This is a genomic window from Streptomyces sp. CA-142005 (genome assembly GCF_050942335.1).
Lineage (GTDB): Bacteria > Actinomycetota > Actinomycetes > Streptomycetales > Streptomycetaceae > Streptomyces.
Window position 1 is genome coordinate 8,817,772 of the sequence record NZ_CP192078.1, and the last position, 20,204, is coordinate 8,837,975.

Annotated in this window: 15 protein-coding genes; 8 read left to right on the forward strand and 7 right to left on the reverse strand. The window is 72.8% G+C overall.

The genetic code is table 11. The annotated features are described in order from the left end of the window. Window positions 1–81 precede the first annotated feature (81 nt). On the reverse strand, window positions 82–846 hold the full coding sequence (locus ACQPXS_RS40625) for a DUF4239 domain-containing protein (RefSeq protein WP_390680212.1): 765 nt from the start codon (window positions 844–846) through the stop codon (window positions 82–84). A gap of 33 nt (window positions 847–879) precedes the next feature. Beyond that, on the reverse strand, window positions 880–1,437 hold the full coding sequence (locus ACQPXS_RS40630; RefSeq protein WP_433454533.1) for a hypothetical protein: 558 nt from the start codon (window positions 1,435–1,437) through the stop codon (window positions 880–882). A 314-nt stretch (window positions 1,438–1,751) separates the two neighbouring features. Between ACQPXS_RS40630 and ACQPXS_RS40635 the strand changes: the two genes are divergently transcribed. From ACQPXS_RS40635 to ACQPXS_RS40645, 3 genes are all read left to right on the forward strand, one after another. Further along, a complete protein-coding gene (locus ACQPXS_RS40635) occupies window positions 1,752–2,714 on the forward strand; it encodes an SCO0930 family lipoprotein (protein WP_433454534.1) in 963 nt (320 codons plus the stop codon). 308 nt (window positions 2,715–3,022) lie between these two features. Beyond that, a complete protein-coding gene (locus ACQPXS_RS40640) occupies window positions 3,023–3,835 on the forward strand; it encodes an SAM-dependent methyltransferase (RefSeq protein WP_433454535.1) in 813 nt (270 codons plus the stop codon). Next, a complete protein-coding gene (locus ACQPXS_RS40645; protein WP_433454536.1) occupies window positions 3,832–5,976 on the forward strand; it encodes a putative bifunctional diguanylate cyclase/phosphodiesterase in 2,145 nt (714 codons plus the stop codon). The genes ACQPXS_RS40640 and ACQPXS_RS40645 overlap by 4 nt, the downstream gene beginning before the upstream one ends. Before the next feature lie 1,125 nt (window positions 5,977–7,101). On the opposite strand, the gene ACQPXS_RS40650 is transcribed toward ACQPXS_RS40645, so the two are convergent. Beyond that, the gene (locus tag ACQPXS_RS40650; protein WP_433454537.1) at window positions 7,102–7,989 is read right to left on the reverse strand and encodes a LysR family transcriptional regulator; all 888 of its coding nucleotides are present in this window, start codon (window positions 7,987–7,989) and stop codon (window positions 7,102–7,104) included. 119 nt (window positions 7,990–8,108) lie between these two features. Between ACQPXS_RS40650 and ACQPXS_RS40655 the strand changes: the two genes are divergently transcribed. The 5 genes from ACQPXS_RS40655 (at window position 8,109) to ACQPXS_RS40675 (ending at window position 13,329) form a co-directional block, all read left to right on the forward strand. Further along, window positions 8,109–8,780, forward strand: a complete 672-nt coding sequence (locus ACQPXS_RS40655; RefSeq protein WP_433456170.1) for a succinate dehydrogenase — start codon at window positions 8,109–8,111, stop codon at window positions 8,778–8,780. A 1-nt stretch (window position 8,781) separates the two neighbouring features. After that, window positions 8,782–10,731 carry a fumarate reductase/succinate dehydrogenase flavoprotein subunit gene (locus ACQPXS_RS40660; RefSeq protein WP_433454538.1) on the forward strand — a complete coding sequence of 650 codons (1,950 nt, stop codon included), beginning with the start codon at window positions 8,782–8,784 and terminating at the stop codon, window positions 10,729–10,731. Further along, window positions 10,728–11,477, forward strand: coding sequence for a succinate dehydrogenase/fumarate reductase iron-sulfur subunit (locus ACQPXS_RS40665; RefSeq protein ID WP_356307107.1), 750 nt, complete (start codon window positions 10,728–10,730; stop codon window positions 11,475–11,477). Before ACQPXS_RS40660 ends, ACQPXS_RS40665 begins: the two co-directional genes overlap by 4 nt. Before the next feature lie 236 nt (window positions 11,478–11,713). Beyond that, window positions 11,714–12,484, forward strand: coding sequence for a GNAT family N-acetyltransferase (locus ACQPXS_RS40670; protein ID WP_433454539.1), 771 nt, complete (start codon window positions 11,714–11,716; stop codon window positions 12,482–12,484). Continuing rightward, a complete protein-coding gene (locus tag ACQPXS_RS40675) occupies window positions 12,484–13,329 on the forward strand; it encodes a lysophospholipid acyltransferase family protein (RefSeq protein WP_433454540.1) in 846 nt (281 codons plus the stop codon). Before ACQPXS_RS40670 ends, ACQPXS_RS40675 begins: the two co-directional genes overlap by 1 nt. Before the next feature lie 4 nt (window positions 13,330–13,333). Here ACQPXS_RS40675 and ACQPXS_RS40680 read toward each other — a convergent pair whose 3' ends face one another. Genes ACQPXS_RS40680 through ACQPXS_RS40695 form a run of 4 tightly spaced genes read right to left on the reverse strand, consistent with a single transcriptional unit; the run spans window position 13,334 to window position 20,159 of the window. Then, a complete protein-coding gene (locus ACQPXS_RS40680) occupies window positions 13,334–16,675 on the reverse strand; it encodes an SAV_2336 N-terminal domain-related protein (protein ID WP_433454541.1) in 3,342 nt (1,113 codons plus the stop codon). Then, window positions 16,672–17,622 carry an AAA family ATPase gene (locus ACQPXS_RS40685; protein WP_388633361.1) on the reverse strand — a complete coding sequence of 317 codons (951 nt, stop codon included), beginning with the start codon at window positions 17,620–17,622 and terminating at the stop codon, window positions 16,672–16,674. Before ACQPXS_RS40685 ends, ACQPXS_RS40680 begins: the two co-directional genes overlap by 4 nt. Next, window positions 17,619–19,763: a trypsin-like peptidase domain-containing protein gene (locus tag ACQPXS_RS40690; RefSeq protein WP_433454542.1), complete on the reverse strand. Its 2,145-nt coding sequence runs from the start codon at window positions 19,761–19,763 to the stop codon at window positions 17,619–17,621. Before ACQPXS_RS40690 ends, ACQPXS_RS40685 begins: the two co-directional genes overlap by 4 nt. A gap of 3 nt (window positions 19,764–19,766) precedes the next feature. Next, on the reverse strand, window positions 19,767–20,159 hold the full coding sequence (locus ACQPXS_RS40695) for a CU044_2847 family protein (protein ID WP_433454543.1): 393 nt from the start codon (window positions 20,157–20,159) through the stop codon (window positions 19,767–19,769). Window positions 20,160–20,204 lie beyond the last annotated feature (45 nt).

Genomic DNA, 20,204 nt, shown 5'->3' on the forward strand with positions numbered 1-20,204 from the left:
CGCCCCGGCCCCGCGCGGGGCCGGGGCGAACGGCCGCTGGTCCAGGGGGCGGTCGGCCGCCGCCCTCCCCGGCGCCGGGGACTAGCCGGTGACTCCCGGGAACAGATTCGTGAACGGTTCCGCGGTCACCGCGATGCCCCGGCTGAAGGGGGCGTCGAAGTCCCAGATGAGGAACAGCATGAACGCGATGGTCGCGGAGAACAGCCCCGCCAGGATCAGTTCACGTCTGGTGCGCCGGATCTGCAGCGCGAACACCATGCCGACGGTGACCAGCGCCCCGGTGAGCAGGCCCCACCACACCACCGGTGGCATGGTGGCCCCGATGGAGTCGGCGCGGGCGTTGCGCGCCTGGTCGGCGGCGGTCATCTGGTCCAGCAGCGGCTGGTAGGCCTGCGCCTCGAAGTCGTTCTTCGGCTGGTAGTCGGTGATGTCCTGGCGGACCTTCTGCAGCAGCTGGGTGCCGCGGTCGCTGACGCGTTCGTCGTGGGACATCGTCCGCCACTCGTGGTCGACGACATAGCCGACATAGGTGTCGATGTCGCTGCGGATCCGGTCACGGACGTCCGGCGGATAGACGCGGACCCGTGCCGAGATCTCGTGCAGCGCCTGCGCCTCGGACTGCACATAGTCCTGCGCGGAGCTGCGGGCCTCCCACACGCCCGCGATGGCGAGGCCCAGGACGATGGCGTACACGACACCGATCCACATCGTCATGTACTCGATGACGTCCGGGGTCTCGCTGGGATCCTCGTCCTCGGGCGCCCGCTTGTGCCGTACGACGGTGACGACCACCACCACAGCACAGGCCGCCAGCATCGCGAGGACGAGAACAAGCCAATCCGGCAACGGATACCTCCAGAAGGTGAGCGGGCCGGCGCGTCAGCGCGGGCGCAGGGCCGCGACGGCGACGATCGCCGGAACGGTGATGAGCAGGACGTAGGTGACCGGCGTGGTGTGGCCGGGTGCGACGTGTGCGGTGCGGTGCGGGTGGTACGCCGGGTAGCTCACCGGGGACGCCGAGGGCCGCGGAGTGGGCTTCGGCTTCGGCGGTGGGGGCTGGGCCGGCGGTGGAGGCGGCGGGGTCGGCGTCGGTGTGGGCCGTGGTGCCGGCGGAGCCGGGGCGGGCCGGGCCGGCGGCCTCGGTTCCGGGGTGGGCTTGGGCGTGGGGTGCGGAGTCGGCGTGGGCTTCGGTTTCGGCGGTGGTGGTGAAGGCGGCGGGGTCGGCGTCGGTGTGGGCGGGCACGGGGGCGGGGTGGGCGTCGAACAGGGCGGCGGCCAGTGGTCGCCGCCTGCGTAGGCCACCGCCACCGTGCCGTCCGGGCCCGTGGAGGCGTACGCACAGGCGTCGGCCGAGGCACTGCCGGCCGGGCAGCCCATCAGGGTCCAGGTCAGCGCCATCAGGGCCAACACCCGTGCGGCGGGCGCCCATCGGGTCACGTCGGGTCCATGCACCCGACGATCATGGGGTGCGGAACCAGGCCGTAGGCCGCGGTGCGTCCGGAATGATCCGAAGGAAGGACATGATGCGATCGATGGTTTGACGCGAAGAAGAGAGCGATTCGTGTGCCGCGTACGCCCGTACGAGCCCTGTGCGACGGCATCTGCGACGGTGCGGGTCACAGGATGCGGAAAGAATTTCCCGAAGAACTTCCCCTCCCCGTTGAACGCTCCCGCCCCCTCGGTGCGTACCCATGGCCGTGCGGCGGCGCGGCAGAGCGCTGCAACAACCAGGCGAATATGGGGAGTTGGACATGAAGACCTCCTGGCGGACCGCCTCATTGGTGGCCACAGCCGCTGCGGTGCTGGCGCTGACGACGGCGTGCGGTCAGGACAACAGCACCACCCCGTCGTCGGCGGCCCAGAACGTCGGGGCCACCGCGCCCGCGGGCAGCCCGACCATCGGTGCGGGTGTCGGCACCGGGTCGGGAAACGGTTACGGCGCCGACGGCAACCAGAGCTCCAGCTCCCCGTCCCCGGCCGCCCCCGCGGGCAAGCTGACCGTGGCCACCAACCCCGACCTCGGCAGTGTGCTGACCGACGGCTCCGGCCTCACCCTGTACCGGTTCGACAAGGACACCGCCAAGCCGCCCAAGTCGAACTGTGACGGCGACTGCGCCACCACCTGGCCGCCGGTGCCCGCCGACGACGCCACGGCCGGGGCCGGCATCGACAAGGCGCTGCTCGGCGAGGTCACCCGCGCCGACGGCACCAAGCAGCTCACCGTCGGCGGCTGGCCCGCCTACCGCTACGCCAAGGACGTCAACGCCGGGGACGTCAACGGCCAGGGCGTGGGCGGCAAGTGGTTCGCGCTGGCCCCGAACGGCAAGAAGGCCTCCCTGGCGGCCCTGCCCGGCCTGTCCGTCCGCAAGGACCCCAAGCTGGGCGACATCGTCGTCGACAAGAACGGCATGACGGTCTACCGCTTCCTCAAGGACAAGGCCTGGCCGAAGTCCGTCTCCAACTGCACCGGGACCTGCCTGGAGAAGTGGCCGGCCGTCGGCATCGTCAAGCCCGAGGACACCCAGGGCGTCAAGAAGAAGGGGCTGATGGGCTTCACCCGTCCCGACGGTGTGAAGCAGATGACGGTCAACTGCTGGCCGATCTACACCTTCTCCGGGGACAAGGCCCCCGGCGACACCAACGGTCAGGGCGTGGGCGGCACCTGGTACGCCGTCTCGCCCGACGGCAAGCCGGTCGGCGCACCGGGCAACTAGATCACCTCCCCAGGGTCGATCGCCCCGCCCGGCCCGGAGCGCCACCGAAGGTCCGCCCCCTCCGCACCGCACGGAGGGGGCGGACCGTTGTGCATGGGGCGGCGCCGCGGGAAGGCGCGCGCATGTGGGCAGGAGCGGGCCAAGTGGGCACAGCCGTGACGCAGCGGGGTCATACGGGCACTTGCCACAGGCAGTGGCGGGGAACGGACGGTCAATTTCCGGTTCGGGTCGCCCCTTTGGCGGGCGATCAGTAGCCTCAGCTCGAACACCGGATCGCCTGTCCCTGTCGCCTAGCCTCGGAGAGATACATGGAGCGTCCCGCCTGGGCCCCACGGAGCATCGACATCTCGGTGCCGAGCATCTCGCGGATCTACGACTTCTACCTGGGCGGCTCGCACAACTTCGAGGTGGACCGGGAAGCGGCCCGCAAGGCGATGGAGTTCATGCCGGGCCTGCCCAAGATCATGCAGGCCAACCGGGCGTTCATGCGCCGCGCCGTGCGGTTCGCGGCCGGGGAGGGCATCACCCAGTTCCTCGACATCGGCTCCGGCATCCCGACGTTCGGCAACGTCCACGAGGTGGCGCAGGCGGCCGTACCGGACGCCCGCGTGGTCTACGTCGACCACGATCCGGTCGCCGTCGCGCACAGCCAGGCGGTACTGGCCGGTAACGACGCCGCGGACGTCGTCGCCGCGGACCTGCGCAAGCCCCAGGAGATCCTCTCCAGCCCCCAGGTGGAGCGGCTGATCGACCGGAACCGCCCAGTCGCCCTCCTCCTCGTTGCCATACTGCACTTCGTGGAAGACGCGGACGACCCCTACGGTGCGGTTGCCGAGCTGCGCGACGCGCTCGCGCCCGGCAGCCTGCTGATCCTCACCCATGCCTCGTACGAGGGAATCCCGCTGCCCGCCGAGCGGGCCGAGGGCGCGGTGGACGTATACAAGGACATTCGCAATCCGCTCATCATGCGCTCGCGCGACGAGATCGCGCGGTTCTTCGAGGGGTACGACATGGTGGAACCGGGACTGGTGCCCATGCCGCACTGGCGGCCGGAGTCGGCGCCGGAGGACGAGGACCCGTTCGCCTTCTCCGGATTCGCCGGCGTGGGGCGTACCGCGTGAGCGCCGAGCCGGACGGGCCGGAGGACAGACTGCGCCGGTTCACGACGATCTGGAGCCGGGCGGTCTACCCGGTGACCTCCACGTCGCTGACCCGGAGCGAGTTCGAGGAACGACTCCTGCCGCTCGCACGCCGGTTGAGTGAGCTGCTGCGGGCGCGCGGCTTCGACGCGGACGGCGCGAAGGCGGTCGGCGCCGCCCTGGTCGGCGCGCACTGCACCGACCCCGAGGCGCTCACCCGCACCCTGGACTGCGTGGACGCCTATCTGGTGCTGTACTGCGCCGGGGACGGCCCGCAGGACGAACCGCGCCTGCGCTGCTCGCGGTTGCAGCACGCGATGGCCGCCGGATACGCCGAGGCGCTGCGCGAGCGCACGCTCGCCGAGCAGGAGTCCATCGCCCAGGCCGCGCTCAGGGCCCAGGGCGTGGTCGCGCAGGCGCTGCACGCCAGCGAGGCCCGCTTCCGCGCGGTCTTCGAGGGTGCGGCGATAGGGATCGGCATCGCCGACCTCGACGGAAACGTCCTGCAGGTCAACCAGGCCCTGCTGCGTATGTTCGGGCTGACCGACCAGGCCCTGCGCGGCCGTCGCGTCCAGGACTGGGTGCACCCCGAGGACGCGCCGCAGACCTGGAAGCTCTATGACGAACTCGTCCGCGGCGAGCGCGAGCACTACCACCTCGAAAAGGCCTTCAACCGCCCCGACGGCACGGTCCTGTGGACCAATCTGACGGTCTCCCTGCTGCGCGACGCCGACGGCGATCCGCAGTACCAGCTGGCCCTCATGGAGGACACCACCGAGCGCCGGCTGCTCAACCTGCGGCTGCGCTACGAGGCCACGCACGACGCGCTCACCGGACTGCCCAACCGCACCCTGTTCTTCGAGCGCCTGGAGAAGGCGCTGAACGCGGGCGAGGGCCAGCGCTTCGGCCTGTGCTACCTCGACCTGGACGGCTTCAAGACCATCAACGACAGCCTCGGGCACGCGGCCGGCGACCGGCTGCTGGTGGAGGTCGCCGACCGGCTGCAGTCCTGTGCGACCGCGCCCGGCGAGATGGTCGCCCGGCTCGGCGGCGACGAGTTCGTGGCCCTGACCACCGGGCCGGGCACCGAGCGCGAGATCGACGAACTCGCCGAACGCATCATGAGCGCCCTCGTCACCCCCGTCAGCATCGACGGACGCGACCTGCTGGTGCGCGGCAGCCTCGGCATCGTCGAGGGCCCGGCGGGCGAGCGCACGGCGGCGGAGGTCCTGCGGAGCGCCGACATCACCATGTACCGGGCCAAGTCCGCGGGCGGCAACCGTTCCGAACTCGCCGACCCGGAGGCCGACGCCCGCGCGATCACCCGCCACGGCCTGACGACCGCCCTCCCCACGGCGCTGGAACGCGGCGAGTTCTTCATCGAGTACCAGCCGCTGGTCCACCTCGGCGACGGCAGCGTCCGCGGCGCCGAGGCCCTCGTCCGCTGGCTGCACCCGCAGCACGGTGTGCTCGGCCCCGACCGCTTCATCCCGCTCGCCGAGCACACCGGACTGATCGTGCCGCTCGGCCGCTGGGTCCTGGAGGAATCCATCCGCCAGGCCCGCGCCTGGCGAGAGCGCCACGGCGAGGAGACCACCGCCGGGCCCCTGCGCATCAACGTCAACCTGTCCCCGTGCCAGCTCAGCCATCCGGGCCTGGTGCAGGACACCGTGGACATCCTGGAGCGCGCGGGTGTCGCCCCGGACGCCCTGTGCCTGGAGGTCACCGAGTCCGCGCTCATCGGCGCCGACGACGACCTGCTCAAGCCGCTGCACCGGCTGGCCGAGATGGGCGTGGACATCGCCCTGGACGACTTCGGCACGGGGTATTCGAACCTGGCGAATCTCCGCCGCCTGCCGGTGAGCATCCTCAAACTGGACCGCTCCTTCACCCAGGGCATGCAGCGGTTCCCCGCCGACCCCGTCGACCTGAAGATCGTCGAGGGCATCGTCTCCCTCGCCCACAGCCTCGACCTGGCGGTCACCGTCGAGGGCGTGGAAACCGGCGCCCAGGCCGAACAGCTCCGCATACTGGGCTGCGACACGGCCCAGGGCTGGTACTACGCCCGCCCCGGCCCACCGGAGCGGCTGCACGACCTGGCGCTCGTCGACGCGACGGGCTGACGGCCGCTGCGCCGGGCCTGGGCCGGCGCACGGTCGGCTTTCGGCTGCGGATCCGACGCGGCCGGTCGCGCAGTTCCCCGCGCCCCTGCGGTGCCGCAGCCGGCCACACTCGCATGCGCGGCAGCGCTTGGCCGGCGCGGACGGCCCGGCGCGGCGATGTGAGGGCGCATTCGCGCGGCGACATCCGTCGCCGCTCCAGCAGCGTTCGCTGCAATTCCCTCGTGGCCCGGGGCGGAGCGACATCGCTCTGGTGTTGTGCGGTTCCCTGTGCCCCTGGGGTGCCGCGGTCGGCCACGCTCGCATGCGCGGTGGCACTTGGCCGGCGCGGACGGTCCGGCGCGGCGGTGTCGGGGCGTATCCGCGCGCCAGCATCCGTCGCCGCTCCAGCAGCGTTCGCTGCAACTGCCTCGTGGCCCGGGGCGGAGCGACATCGCTCTGGTGTTGTGCGGTTCCCTGTGCCCCTGGGGTGCCGCGGTCGGCCACGCTCGCATGCGCGGTGGCACTTGGCCGGCGCGGACGGTCCGGCGCGGCGGTGTCGGGGCGTATCCGCGCGCCAGCATCCGTCGCCGCTCCAGCAGCACCGCTGCAACTGCCTCGTGGCCCGGGGCGGAGCGACATCGCTCTGGTGTTGTGCGGTTCCCTGCGCCCCTGGGGTGCCGCGGTCGGCCACGCTCGCATGCGCGGTGGCACTTGGCCGGCGCGGACGGTCCGGCGCGGCGGTGTCGGGGCGTATCCGCGCGCCAGCATCCGTCGCCGCTCCAGCAGCACCGCTGCAACTGCCTCGTGGCCCGGGGCGGAGCGACATCGCTTCGGTGTTGTGCGGTTCCCTGCGCCCCTGGGGTGCCGCAGTCGGCCACGCCCGCATGGGCGGCGGCTCACGGCCGGCGCGGACGGCCCGGATCGGCGATGTCGGGGCGTATCCGCGCGGCGACATCCGTCACCGCTCCAGCAGCATCCGCTGCAACTGCCTCGTGGCCCGGGGCGGAGCGACATCGCTTCGGTGTTGCGCGGTTCCCTGCGCCCCTGGGGTGCCGCAGCCTGCCACGCCCGCATGGGCGGCGGCTCACGGCCGGCGCGGACGGCCCGGATCGGCGGTGTCGGGGCGTATCCGCGCGGCGACATCCGTCACCGCTCCAGCAGCATCCGCTGCAACTCCCTCGCGGCCCGGGGCGGAGCCACATCGCTGCGGTGAGCCAACGCGATGGTCCGATGCAAACCGGGTCGAGCCAACGGGGTGACGCGCAGGCCGCGTCCCGCTCGGGTCGCGACCATCTGCGGCACCACGGCCACGCCGAGCCCCGCCCGCACGAATCCCAGCACCGCGTCCATCTCGCCCCCCTCCACCGCGAACTCCGGCTCGAACCCGGCGGAGCGGCACGCGGCGACGGTCAGTTCGCGCAGGTCGTAGCCGTGCCGGAACATGACCAGGCGCTCGCCCTCCAGATCGGTGATGTCGACCACCCGCCGTGCGCCGTGACCCGGCGCCGGCGCCTCGGGTGAGGACACGACCACGAGGTCCTCCCGCAGCAGCTCCACCGTGGTCAGCGCGGGCGCGGGCGTCGGCAGGGGCAGCACGAGCAGCGCGAGGTCGAGGGCGCCCCGGGCCAGGTGCCGGACCAGGTCGTGCGAGCCGCCCTCCTCGATCAGCAGCTGGATGCCCGGGTAGCGGTCGTGGAAGGCGCGCAGCACGTCCGGCAGCAGGCCGGTGCACAGACTCGGGGTCGCCCCCAGCCGCACCCGGCCCCGCCGCAGCTGCACCAGCTCCTGCACCTCGTGCCGGGCCGTGTCCGCGTCGGCCAGGATCCGCCGGGCCAGCGGGAGCAGGGCCTCACCGGCGTCCGTGAGGCTGATGTTGCCCCGGGCGCGCAGGAACAGATCCGCGCCCAGCTCCCGCTCCAGCGCCTTGATCTGCTGCGACAAAGACGGCTGGGCGACATGCACCAGCTCGGCGGCGCGGGTGAAGTGCCGGGTCTCGGCGACGGCGACGAAGTACTGGAGCTGCTGGAACTGCATCCTGCAATAATAGCTTCCGGCTATGGAAACGAGCTGGACCATGTCTTGGACCGATCGGGACCTTCGGCCCTAGCGTGCTGGTCATGGCTCTGGCAACGCGGACGGACCGACGGCCGTCCATGGCACGCACGATGTGGGACTCCTCCGTCGGCAAGAAGACGGTGATGGCCGTCAGCGGCGTGATCATGCTGCTGTACCTGGTCGCCCATGTGATCGGCAACCTGAAGATCTTCTTCGGGGCGGGCGTGTTCAACCACTACGCCCACTGGTTGCGCACCGTCGGCGAGCCCTTCATGCACTACGAGTGGACGCTCTGGCTCATCCGGATCGTCCTCGTCGTCGCCGTGGTCGCCCACGCCACGTCCGCGTACCAGCTCAGCCGCCGCGACATCAGGGCGAGGCCCAGCAAGTACGTGCACAGCAAACCCCGGGCGAGCTACGCCACCCGCACCATGCGCTGGGGCGGCGTCATCCTCGGCCTGTTCATCGTCTGGCACATCCTGGACCTGACCACCGGCACCGTGCACTCCGGCGGCTTCCAGGAGGGCCACCCGTACCAGAACGTGGTCGACACCTTCTCCACCTGGTACGGCGACGTCATCTACATCGTCGCGATGCTCGCGCTCGGCCTGCACATCCGGCACGGCTTCTGGAGCGCCGCGCAGACCCTCGGCGTCGGAAGCCGCGCCCGCGACCGTGCCCTGAAGACCGTCGCCAACGTCCTCGCGCTGCTGCTCACGGCCGGCTTCATCGCCGTACCCGTGGGCGTCATGACCGGAGTGGTGAGCTGACATGACCGAATACGTGAACTACGCGACGGGCGAGCCGGTCACCGACTCCAAGGCCCCGTCCGGCCCGATCCACGAGCGCTGGGACAAGCGCCGCTTCGAGGCCAAGCTGGTCAACCCCGCGAACCGGCGCAAGCACACGATCATCGTCGTCGGCACCGGCCTCGCCGGCGGCTCCGCGGGCGCGACCCTGGCCGAACAGGGCTACCACGTCGTCCAGTTCTGCTACCAGGACTCCCCGCGCCGCGCCCACTCCATCGCCGCGCAGGGCGGCATCAACGCGGCGAAGAACTACCGCAACGACGGCGACTCGATCCACCGGCTGTTCTACGACACCGTCAAGGGCGGCGACTTCCGCGCCCGCGAGTCCAACGTCCACCGGCTGGCGCAGATCTCGGTGGAAATCATCGACCAGTGCGTGGCCCAGGGCGTGCCCTTCGCCCGCGAGTACGGCGGTCTGCTCGACACCCGCTCCTTCGGCGGCGTCCAGGTCTCCCGCACCTTCTACGCCCGCGGCCAGACGGGCCAGCAGCTGCTGCTCGGCGCCTACCAGGCGCTCAGCAGGCAGATCGCGGCGGGCAACGTGGAGATGCACCCGCGCACCGAGATGCTGGACCTGATCGTCGTGGACGGGCGGGCCCGCGGCATCGTGGCCCGGGACCTGATCACCGGCAGGATCGACACGTACTTCGCGGACGCGGTCGTCCTCGCCTCCGGCGGTTACGGAAACGTCTTCTACCTGTCGACCAACGCCATGAACTCCAACGCGACCGCCGTCTGGCGGGCGCATCGGCGCGGCGCCTACTTCGCCAACCCCTGCTTCACCCAGATCCACCCCACCTGCATCCCGCGCACCGGCGACCACCAGTCCAAGCTGACGCTGATGAGCGAGTCGCTGCGCAACGACGGCCGCATCTGGGTGCCCAAGGCCAAGGGCGACACCCGCCCGCCGAACCAGATCCCCGAGGACGAGCGCGACTACTACCTGGAGCGCATCTACCCGTCCTTCGGCAACCTGGTCCCGCGGGACATCGCCTCCCGCGCCGCGAAGAACGTCTGCGACGAGGGCAGGGGAGTGGGCCCCGGCGGGCAGGGCGTCTACCTGGACTTCGCCGACGCCATCCAGCGCATGGGGCGCAAGGCGGTCGCGGCCAAGTACGGCAACCTCTTCGACATGTACCAGCGGATCACCGACGAGGATCCGTACGAGGTGCCGATGCGCATCTACCCGGCCGTGCACTACACGATGGGCGGCCTGTGGGTCGACTACGACCTGCAGACCACCATCCCGGGCCTGTTCGCGATCGGTGAGGCCAACTTCTCCGACCACGGCGCCAACCGGCTCGGTGCCTCCGCGCTGATGCAGGGCCTGGCCGACGGCTACTTCGTGCTGCCGGCCACCATCAACGACTACCTGGCCCGCAACCCCCACCAGGACCCGGTCACCACCGAACACCCGGCCGTGCGGGAGGTTTTGGCCGAGACGGAGGACCGGCTGAACCGGCTGCTGTCCGTCGACGGCGACCGCACCCCCGACTCCTTCCACCGCGAAGTCGGCGAACTCATGTGGGAGTTCTGCGGCATGGCCCGCACCGACGCCGGACTGCGCAAGGCACTGGAGCGCATCCCGCAGATACGCGAGGAGTTCTGGCGGCGCATCAAGGTCCCCGGCACCGGCGAGGAGTTCAACCAGTCGCTGGAGAAGGCCAACCGGATCGTCGACTACCTGGAGCTGGCCGAGCTGATGTGCCTCGACGCGCTGCACCGCGAAGAGTCCTGCGGCGGCCACTTCCGTGAGGAGTCCCAGACCCCGGACGGCGAAGCCGCCCGCAAGGACGACGAGTTCGGCTACGCGGCGGCCTGGGAGTTCACGGGCACCGGTGAGGCACCCGTCCTGCACAAGGAAGACCTGGTCTTCGAGTACGTCCATCCCACCCAGCGGAGCTACGCATGAAGCTCACCCTGCGCGTCTGGCGCCAGAAGAACGCCGACGCAGAAGGCGCCATGTCCACGTACGAGGTGGACGGCATCTCGTCCGACATGTCCTTCCTGGAGATGCTGGACGTCCTCAACGAACAGCTCATCCTGTCCGGTGAAGAGCCGGTCGCCTTCGACCACGACTGCCGCGAGGGCATCTGCGGCGCGTGCTCGCTCGTGATCAACGGCGATGCGCACGGGCCGGAGCGCACCACCACCTGCCAGCTGCACATGCGGTCCTTCAAGGACGGCGACACGATCGACATCGAGCCGTGGCGGGCGGCGGCCTTTCCCGTGATCAAGGACCTGGTGGTGGACCGGTCCGCGTTCGACCGGATCATCCAGGCCGGCGGATACATCACCGCGCCGACCGGCGCCGCTCCGGAGGCGCATGCCACGCCGGTGCCCAAGGCCGACGCCGACTTCGCGTTCGAGCACGCGGAGTGCATCGGCTGCGGGGCGTGCGTGGCCGCGTGTCCCAATGGCGCGGCGATGCTGTTCACCTCCGCCAAGGTCAACCATCTGAACGTGCTGCCGCAGGGCGCGCCCGAGCGGGAGACCCGGGTGCTGGACATGGTGGCGCAGATGGACGCGGAGGGCTTCGGCGGGTGCACGCTGACGGGGGAGTGCGCCACGGCCTGTCCGAAGGGGATCCCGCTCGTGTCCATCACGAACATGAACAAGGAGTGGCTGCGGGCCACCCGGAAGGCGGGAAAGCGGTAGCGTCCCACTGAGCGGAAGACGTTCGTCGCACAGACGAACGGGCGGGGCCGGCGATGGTGCTCACCGGCCCCGTCTCGTTTTCGGTGATCGCCGGTATCCCGGCGTTCAGCATTCCCACATCCCCTCTCCGGGCACAGGTCACGCGCACGCCAACCGGCGTCGGAAGAACTGGAGCGGCGGGCCGTACGCACCCGCTCGCCGCCGTCGCCGAACCGGCCCGTGACCAGGAGAGAGCCATGACCGGCGTTTCCACCCTCGACCGCCCCCCACAGCCCGAGGCACCGACCCGCTACACCGTCACCCTCGCCCGTGACGAGGACGACGTGCGGGCCGCGCAGCGGCTGCGGCACGACGTCTTCGCCGGTGAGATGGGGGCCCTGCTGGCCACGCCGCGGCCGGGACTGGACGTCGACGCCTTCGACGCCTACTGCGACCACCTGCTCGTACGCGACACCGGCACCGGGCAGGTCGTCGGCACCTACCGACTGCTGCCCCCGGAGCGGGCCTCGGTCGCCGGCCGGCTCTACTCGGAGGGCGAGTTCGAGCTGGGCGCGCTCGACCCGATCCGGCCCGGACTGGTCGAGGTCGGCCGCTCCTGTGTGCACCCCGACCACCGCGACGGCGCGGTCATCGGCCTGATCTGGGCCGGGATAGCCCGGTACATGGTCGACCGCGGCCACGAGTGGCTGGCGGGCTGCTGCTCGGTGCCGCTCGCCGACGGCGGGACGCTTGCGACGGCCACCTGGGAGCGGGTGCGCGCCAAGCACCTGGCACCCGAGGAGTTCCGGGTACGGCCGCTGCTGCCCTGGATCCCGAACGCCGAGGCCCCCGCCGGGCACAGCGAGCTGCCCGCCCTGCTGCGCGGCTATCTGCGCCTGGGCGCCTGGGTGTGCGGCGAGCCCGCGCACGACCCGGACTTCGGGGTCGCCGACATGTTCGTGCTGCTGTCGATGCGCCGGGTCAACGCCCGCTATCTGCGGCACTTCCTCTCCCTCGTGCCGGCCTGATGAGCGTCTGGCTGCCCAGCGCGCCCTGCACCCCGGGCGCCTGTGTGGAGCCGGCCCGGGCGGCCGTGGCCACGCCCAGGGCGGTGCTGCGGCTGACCGCCGTCGCCGTCTTGGTGCTGGCCGGGATCGCGCTGTCCCCGCTCGGTGGGAGGATCCCCGCCGAGTGGGTCAGGCGGTGGTGCCGGGCGATCGTGCGGGCCATGGGGGTCCGGGTCCGCTTCACGGGCACCACCGCGCCGGACGGCGGGCTGCTGCTGGTCGCCAACCATGTCTCGTGGCTGGACATCCCGCTGCTGACCGCCGTGCGCCCGGCCCGGATGCTCGCCAAGACCGAGATCCGGCAGTGGCCGGTCGCGGGCCCGCTGGCCGCACGCGGCGGGGCCCTGTTCATCGAGCGGGACCGGATCCGCGCCCTGCCCGAGACGGTCGCCCGGATCGCCGAGGCGCTGCGGGAGGGCGCGGCCGTCGCCGCGTTCCCGGAGGGCAGCACCTGGTGCGGGCGGGCCCACGGCCGCTTCCGCCGGGCCGTGTTCCAGGCCGCGCTCGACGCCGGCGTACCCGTGCAGCCGGTCAGCCTGCGCTACCGGCAGGACACCGGCGGCGGCCCGAGCACGGCGGCGGCGTTCGTCGGCGAGGACACCCTGCTCGCCTCCCTGTGGCGGGTGGCCCGCACCCGGGGCATGGTCGCGGAGGTGGAGGTACGGCCGGTGATCCGGCCCGGTGCCCATCCCGACCGCCGCGCCCTCGCCCGGGCGGCCCAGCCGGTAGCTCACGAGCCGGCCTGGACCCATGCGGTCCTGGTCGCGGGCCGGCCCGCGCACGCCGCGCCCGTCCGGACGGGGTAGCCGTTCACAGCAGGGGGCGTACGGCCAGCTCCGCCAGCCGCAGATATGCCTCCACCGTGCCCGCGCGCAGATCCTTCAGCTCCCAGCGCGGCGACTGCAGCGCGCTGTCGAAGGGCACGAGCAGCACCTGGGCGGGCGGGACGGTCAGCTGCCGGACGAAGGTGTCGGGCAGGGTCCGGCGGTAGGAACCGTCCGTCCGGGAGGCCACGACGACCGCCTCGTCCGCCAGTTCGGGGCGTCCGGCGTCCCGGATCCTGCCGAGGAGGCGCGCCGCGTCGTCGCGGAAGGAATCGGTGGTGCCGCAGCACACGATCAGCCGGTCCGTGTGGTCGAGGATCACCTCCAGCGTCGCGTCCACGCGCACCGGCGCCCAGTCGGTCAGCACGAACGAGTAGTACGGCGCCGTGTGCGCCAGAACACGCATGTACTGGTGGGTGTGCGTGGAGTTGGGCCCGTAGTGCCCCGGGCGGTGCGCGAGCACCTCCAGGCCCGAGGGAAGGCGCGTGGTGTGGGCGCGGATCTGCTCGTACGACGGGCAGCGCGAGAGGTCGGCCAGATCCCGGGGCACCGCTTGGTTGCGCTCGTGGGGCAGGAAGGCGTCGAGCGCTCCCTCGGTGGGGGCCCCGTCGACGGCGAGGACGGGTTCCGACCGTATGGCGGCCAGTACCGAGCCCAGTGCCATCGTCGCGGTGGCCCGGCCGCTGTAGTGGTGGGCGCCGACCAGCGTCAGCCGCCTGCTGAACAGCAGCGGCTCGCGCAGCAGCGCGAGGCGTTCCCGGACGCGCCCGCGGGCCGCCTTGAAGCGGGATAGCGGCAGCTGCCGTCCGGCCTGCGGTGGCGTTGGGGGCGGGGTCAGCGGTACGGGCGCCGACAGCCTGCTGCCTGCCGGCATGACGGGGGACAGCGAGTCGTCGCCGGTCCGCAGCCGGGCCAGGGCTATGTACCGGGCCAGGGCGTCGGCGACCTCGCCCGCGGTGGGGCGGACGGCCGGATCGTCGTCGAGGCAGCGCAGCACCAGGCGGCGCAGCTGCTCCCAGCCGTCCCCCTGCCACAGGTGCATGCCCTCCGGCAGATTCGGCACCTCGACGCCCGCCTTGCTGCTGATCAGCTGCAGCAGCGCGCCCAGCGCACGCATGCTGTCCGCGACGGTCGGCGCCGGACCGGACCCCAGATACCGGTCGTCGACGGCGTAGTCGGACAGATCGGCGAGCGCCACGGTGCGGCGCAGCACGTACACGCTGTCCGTTCCGAAGTCGGCGGGCACCAGCCCGCCGGCGTGACACAGGGCGAGGGCGTTGGCCAGATGCCAGGAGACCAGCAGGCCGCGCACGAGGTCGAACGGGGCGGTGCCGTCCGCCAGGGCTCCCGCGAACACCTCGGACAGGCGCGGCGGCGCGGCGTTTTCGGCGTCCTGGTCGCCGATCGGCGCCATCGCGAGCCAGGGCGGGGAGTCCTCCAGACCGGTGGCGAGCAGCGCGGGCGCGTACTGGCCCTGCAGCCGGGACAGCGCCTCCGCCTCCATCGCGATCAACTGGGCGTTGGCCGCCGGGAGATCGGGGCGCGGGGTGCGCAGTACCGCCTCGGTGCCGTGCGCGTCGGTGCCCCGGTACAGAATCGTACGGCGGCCGCGGCGCCGGTACCGCAGGGTGTAGGGGCCGAGCCGGACCGGGTCCGCGTCGGTCAGCGGAGCCCAGCCGTCGGCTCCCGCGGGCGTGCGCTCCGGCTCGCGGGAGGGCAGGCCGGGTACCCGCTCGAACGACACCCCGAAGCGGGCGAGCAGCCGGCGTTCGACGCTGGTGAACGGCTGGTGGGAGCCCGGCAGATGGGCGGAGCCGTCCGGATGGGCCAGCCAGGCTGGGAAGTCGGGCGAGTTGCCCGCGAGTTCCTCCAGATGGCGGCCGATCCGGCGGCTGGTGCGCAGGAGTTCGGCCTGCGGGACGGAGTCCAGGAGCACCGACTTGGACTCCTCGGCGAAGTCGAACACCCGGTGCTTGGCGGGCAGCGGTCCGGGCACCGGGGCCGGGTGCGGCCGGACCAGGCCGCCCAGGAACACCTCCGCCAGATGCGAGGTCGTGGCCGGCCAGGGCACCGCCGACTGCACCAGCCTCATCACCGGCACCGACAGCGGGGAGACCGCGGCGAGATGGGCCGCCAGCCGGTAGGCCTCGGGGGTGGCCGAGTCCCGGAAGTGCTGGGCGCTGGTCAGGTCCCGGGCGTCGGCCACACTGCCGTACGGGTCGGGGTGGGCCAGCAGGGGCAGCTCCACGGTGGTGCCGGGGGAGGCGAGCAGCCGGGCCCAGTCCCGCAGCGACTCGGGGGTCGGCTCCAGCACGGGCACGGGCACCCCGTCGAAGGCGGACAGCTCCGGCGGCAGCACCGGATCGCTCACCTCCCAGGCGGCGTTGGCGCCACCGATCCGCCGAGTGGTGGCCTGCCAGCGCTCGGCGGCGATGCCGGAGGCCTCCCACATGTCGGGCGGCAGTGTCTGCAGGACCGCGGTCGGTCCGCGGGACGCCCAGCGGGCCAGCAGCCCGTGCAGGGCACCGGAGCGCCAGGCGGCGCCCATGCCGTCGCTGACGACGAGGACCAGGGTGCGGCCCGAGGGGTCGTTGACCGTGCTGAGCGGCAACTCACCGCTCTCGGGCCGGAACGGCCGCGTGTGCAGGCGGGGTTCGCGGGCGGCACGGGTGTCGAGACCGAGGACACGGGTGGTGGCGAAGGCGCCCAACCGCTCCAGCAGGGTGCGCAGTTCGGTGCCGAGCCGATGCCACAGCAGCATCGACAGACCGTCGTCCACGAGCAGCGCCAGATTCAGCCAGCGCTCGCGCACCGGCCGTTCCACCACGTCGGGCAGCCCCGTCTCGGCCAGCTGGGCGGCGGTGCGCTCCTCGTCGATCTCCGTGCGGTAACGGCTGTCGCGGCGGCGGCGCAACGGCCGAAGCGCCCGGCCCAGGGCCAGCTCGTCGGCGAGGGCCTTGTCCTCGGGCACCCGCACCGGCATCGCCCGGCGCGGCTCGGGCGCGGACGGGGCGAGCCGCACCTCGGGCGCCGGACCGCGCCGGGCCGCCCCGTACAGGGCGGGGGCGGTGAGGTCGGGCAGGTCCGGGTCGTCGGGGTCCGGCGTGGGGGCCTGCGCGGCGGCCGGGCCGGGATCCGGCGCGGGGCCGGGCGCGGGGCGGCCCGGCACCGGCGGGGGTTCGCGCCGGAGCGGTGCCTCGGTGTCGGCGGGCAGGCGGCGGGCGAGCCAGAGCACGTCGAGGACCTGGTCCGCGTCCAGGTCGTGCCCGCAGGACGCCAGCACCCGCAGTGCCTCGGTCAGTCGCCCGCCCCCGCCCGCCACGGTCACATCGCCCCGGTGAGCTGGTGCAGTACGGCGTCCAGCAGGCCCTCCGCGTCCAGGTCGACGCCCCCGGTGCGCAGGAACACGGCGTTCAGCAGCTGGTCGGTGGCGAGTTCGCCGAGGGCGCGGCGGCGCAGGAAGGCGTCGATGAGGTCGTCCGCCTCCCGCAGCGCCTCCTCGCCCAGATGCGCGGCGACGATGGTGCGCAGCCGCTCCTCGTCGGGCACCGGCAGTTCCAGCCTGAGGCAGCGGCGCAGGAACGCGGGCGGGAAGTCCCGTTCACCGTTGCTGGTGATGATCACGACGGGGAACTCGGCGCACTGGACGAGGCCCTGGTGCACCCGGACCGTGCCCCGGTGGTCCGAGGTCTGCACCTCCACGTCGGCGCTGTCCTCCGGCAGCCGGACCAGCTCCTTGATCTCGAAGTAGCCCTCCTCGAACACGGTGAGCAGATCGTTGGGGAGGTCGACGTCGCCCTTGTCCATCTCGTCGATGAGCAGACAGCGCGGGCCGGCCGAGGCCACCAGCGCGGTGCCGAGCGGCCCGAGGCGGATGAACTGCCCGATGGACGGCTCGCGGTCGCCGCGGTCCCGGCTGAGCGTGGTCTCCCGCAGCCGGCCGATGGCGTCGTAGACGTAGAGGGCGTCCGGCACGGTGGAGCGGCTGGTGACGGACCAGCGCAGCAGATCGCCGAGGCGCAGTTCGAGCGCGACGGCACGGGCGAGCGACGACTTGCCGGTGCCCGCGGGACCGGTCACCAGCAGCGGACGACGCAGGTGCAGCGCCGCGTTGACGATGTCGGCGTGTCGCGGGTCGATCACGTACGGCAGCTTCGGGCGCGGCGCGCGCACCGGGGCGAAGCGCCGCCACGGCGGGGCGTCGGGCAGGGTGACCTCGCGGGGCACGCCGTCGCCTCGGAACAGTCGCCATGCGGCGTCGGCGGCGGATGTCATGGACCCTCCTGGGGTTCGGACAGGTGCAGGCGGGGGACGGTGCGGTCGGCGTCGGCCCAGGCGAGGACCGGACGGCCGGGGAACTCGGGCGGATTGGCCCAGGCGCCCGCCCGGTAGCTGTGGACGCCGTCGGGCAGCTCCCGGGTGGCGACCCGCGCCATGTGCCGGACACTGTGCGAGGGCCCGTCCTCGCCGCGGTCCCACATCACCACAGGTATGCCCAGCGCCAGGCAGGTCTGCACGATGCGGTCCCGGGGAGGACCGGGCGGTACGTCCACGGAGACGCGTACCGTGTCGAGTTGGTTGACGAGCTGCGAGTAGAGCGTGTCCCGGTCGGCGGGGTCCGAGACGACGAGTGCCTTGCCGGAGTCCAGGCGGCTCCATCTGCTGCGCCAGCGGGAGACGAACCGCCCGTTGCGGCGCAGCAGTTCTGGGCAGTGCACGACCAGCGGGTACTCCACCCCGAGCACCCCGGGCACCAGCTCCGCACGGCCCTGGGCCGCCCACTCGTCGACGGGCAGGTTCAGGCCGCCGCGGTCCACGAGCACCTCCACCAGCGGCGGACGCTCGTCCTCGGGCGGGGGCGTGAGCGAGTCCAGGACCCGCAGCACCTCTCGTGCCGCTTCGGAGGCGGTGTACGTCCGCACGCTCTCGGTGGACACCTGCCGGGGCCCGGCGCCCTCGTCGCACCAGATCCGCAGCCGGTGCCGGCCCCGCCCGACCTTCGTCACCTGGACCAGGACGCGCACCCTGGCGGCCCGTCCGCGCACGGAACGCGCCCATTCCTGGGCGTCGTAGCGCCGCTCGCCCAGTGCCGAGCGCCCGATGCCGAGACGGCCGGCCACCCGGTCCGACCACATCCGGAGCCGGGCCCGCGGGGTGTCGGGGGCGAGGGCGGCGACGTACTCCACCACCCGCAGCAGCGCGGGCACCCGGCGCTCGCCGTCGCTCGCGTGGCCGTCGCCGGGGAGGATCTCCAGGCGGTCGACGAGCGCGTCCACGCTGTCGCCGCCCGGCTGGGTCGCCAGATGCGGTAACGCGGCGCGGACCGCCTCGGGGAACCGCGCGCTCACGGCGGGGTCGAGGGCACGCAGATGCCCGCGCAGGTCCGCGTACTCGGACGGGGACAGCAGCCGGGGAGTGCGGGACAGGGCGCCCGCGGCCAGCAGCCGGTCGGTGGACCTCGGGTCCTCCCGGCGCAACAGCCCGGTCAGTGCCGCGAGCGCCCGCGGATGCGTCAGCAGGAACGCGGCGAAGTCCTGCGCGGACGGCGGCCGCACATCGCTGCCGTGCTCCACTCCGCACAGCTGGGCGAGCCGGCGGGCCCGGTCGCCGCGCCCGGTGGGGGACGGAAGGGCGTCCTCGATCGCCTGCAGCAGCAGCCCGAAGGCGTGCTCGTCGGTGTCGGGCGGCACGGGGCGGCATGCGTCCAGCACACCGAGGGGCCGCAGTTCGGCCTCGACGGCCTGCCAGGGGATGACCCAGCTGCGCCGGATGACGTTCTGGAAGTCGAGCGGGAGTGGATGTCCGGCGGCGTCGACCGGCAGGAAGTGCCCCGCGACGAGGCCGACCACGGCGTTCTCCTCCTGACACCACAGGGGGCCGCCGCTGTAGCCGACGTCGACCGCCATGCCGGTGGGCGCGCCGTCGACATAGCCGTGCGGACCGTGCACGGCGGCGACGGTGAGCCGGGCCACGGTGGCATCGGCACCGCTGCCGTGCCAGGCGCGGAGCTTCTGGCCGACCGACAGGGCGGCCTGGCCGGGGCCGTCGGGCAGACCCGGGGCCGGGACGTCGACGCGGAGTACGGCGAGGTCGCCGAGCCACTCGCGGGCCCCCGGCCGCACCGGCCCGCCGTCCGGGGCACGGGGCGGGATCCAGTGGGCGACCCGGGCGAGGTGGCGCTGCGAGCCGACGGCGGACCTGCTCACTTCCACGGGTACGTCCACGGCCATCGGTGCCCGGGTGTGGAACATGTCCCGGCCCAGCGCGGCATTCACGACATGCGCGCAGGTCAGCACGGTGTCATGGCCGAGGACCAGCCCCGCGCCCGCCGTCCTGCCGTCCTCGGTCCGCCGCACCGTCACGACGTACCGGGACGGGTCGCGGCCACCGGCCCCCGCGGTGTGGAACCAGCCCACGCGTCACTCCGCGGGGTTCGTGCCGGTGTCCGGGGCGGGCTTCCAGCTGGCGGTGACGGTGAGATGGGCCTGTCCGGCGGCGCCGACGATCCCGAACTTGAGGTCCTGGCCCACCTGCACGCCGAAGGTCACGCTCAGCTCGGTCGGCGGCTCGGGCACCGCCGTGGCGGCGTCGTGGACCTCCTGCAGCAGCGGACCGAGCGGACGCAGCGCGCCGCGCAGCGCGCCGGCCGCGAGGTTCGCGACGGCCCGGCCGCCCGCCCCGACCGGCACCACTGTGCCCAGGCCCGCGGGGAGGTCGTCGTCCCGGCTGACAGGGGGTGCGCCCGCCGCGGGGGCGAGGAAGAAGCGGACCGGCGTGCCGTCGTCGAGTTCGAGTTCCGGTGAAGTGGCCACCGTCACATTATCGTCAAGGAGCGGGCAGGGGCCGACCCAATGCTC

Bases quoted from the DNA above. Each gene is read 5' to 3' on its own strand.
- ACQPXS_RS40655 (WP_433456170.1), top strand. From the start codon at position 8,109: ATGGCACGCACGATGTGGGACTCCTCCGTCGGCAAGAAGACGGTGATG.
- ACQPXS_RS40650 (WP_433454537.1), bottom strand. From the start codon at position 7,989: ATGCAGTTCCAGCAGCTCCAGTACTTCGTCGCCGTCGCCGAGACCCGG.
- ACQPXS_RS40675 (WP_433454540.1), top strand. From the start codon at position 12,484: ATGAGCGTCTGGCTGCCCAGCGCGCCCTGCACCCCGGGCGCCTGTGTG.
- ACQPXS_RS40685 (WP_388633361.1), bottom strand. From the start codon at position 17,622: ATGACATCCGCCGCCGACGCCGCATGGCGACTGTTCCGAGGCGACGGC.
- ACQPXS_RS40660 (WP_433454538.1), top strand. From the start codon at position 8,782: ATGACCGAATACGTGAACTACGCGACGGGCGAGCCGGTCACCGACTCC.
- ACQPXS_RS40670 (WP_433454539.1), top strand. From the start codon at position 11,714: ATGACCGGCGTTTCCACCCTCGACCGCCCCCCACAGCCCGAGGCACCG.
- ACQPXS_RS40635 (WP_433454534.1), top strand. From the start codon at position 1,752: ATGAAGACCTCCTGGCGGACCGCCTCATTGGTGGCCACAGCCGCTGCG.
- ACQPXS_RS40665 (WP_356307107.1), top strand. From the start codon at position 10,728: ATGAAGCTCACCCTGCGCGTCTGGCGCCAGAAGAACGCCGACGCAGAA.
- ACQPXS_RS40640 (WP_433454535.1), top strand. From the start codon at position 3,023: ATGGAGCGTCCCGCCTGGGCCCCACGGAGCATCGACATCTCGGTGCCG.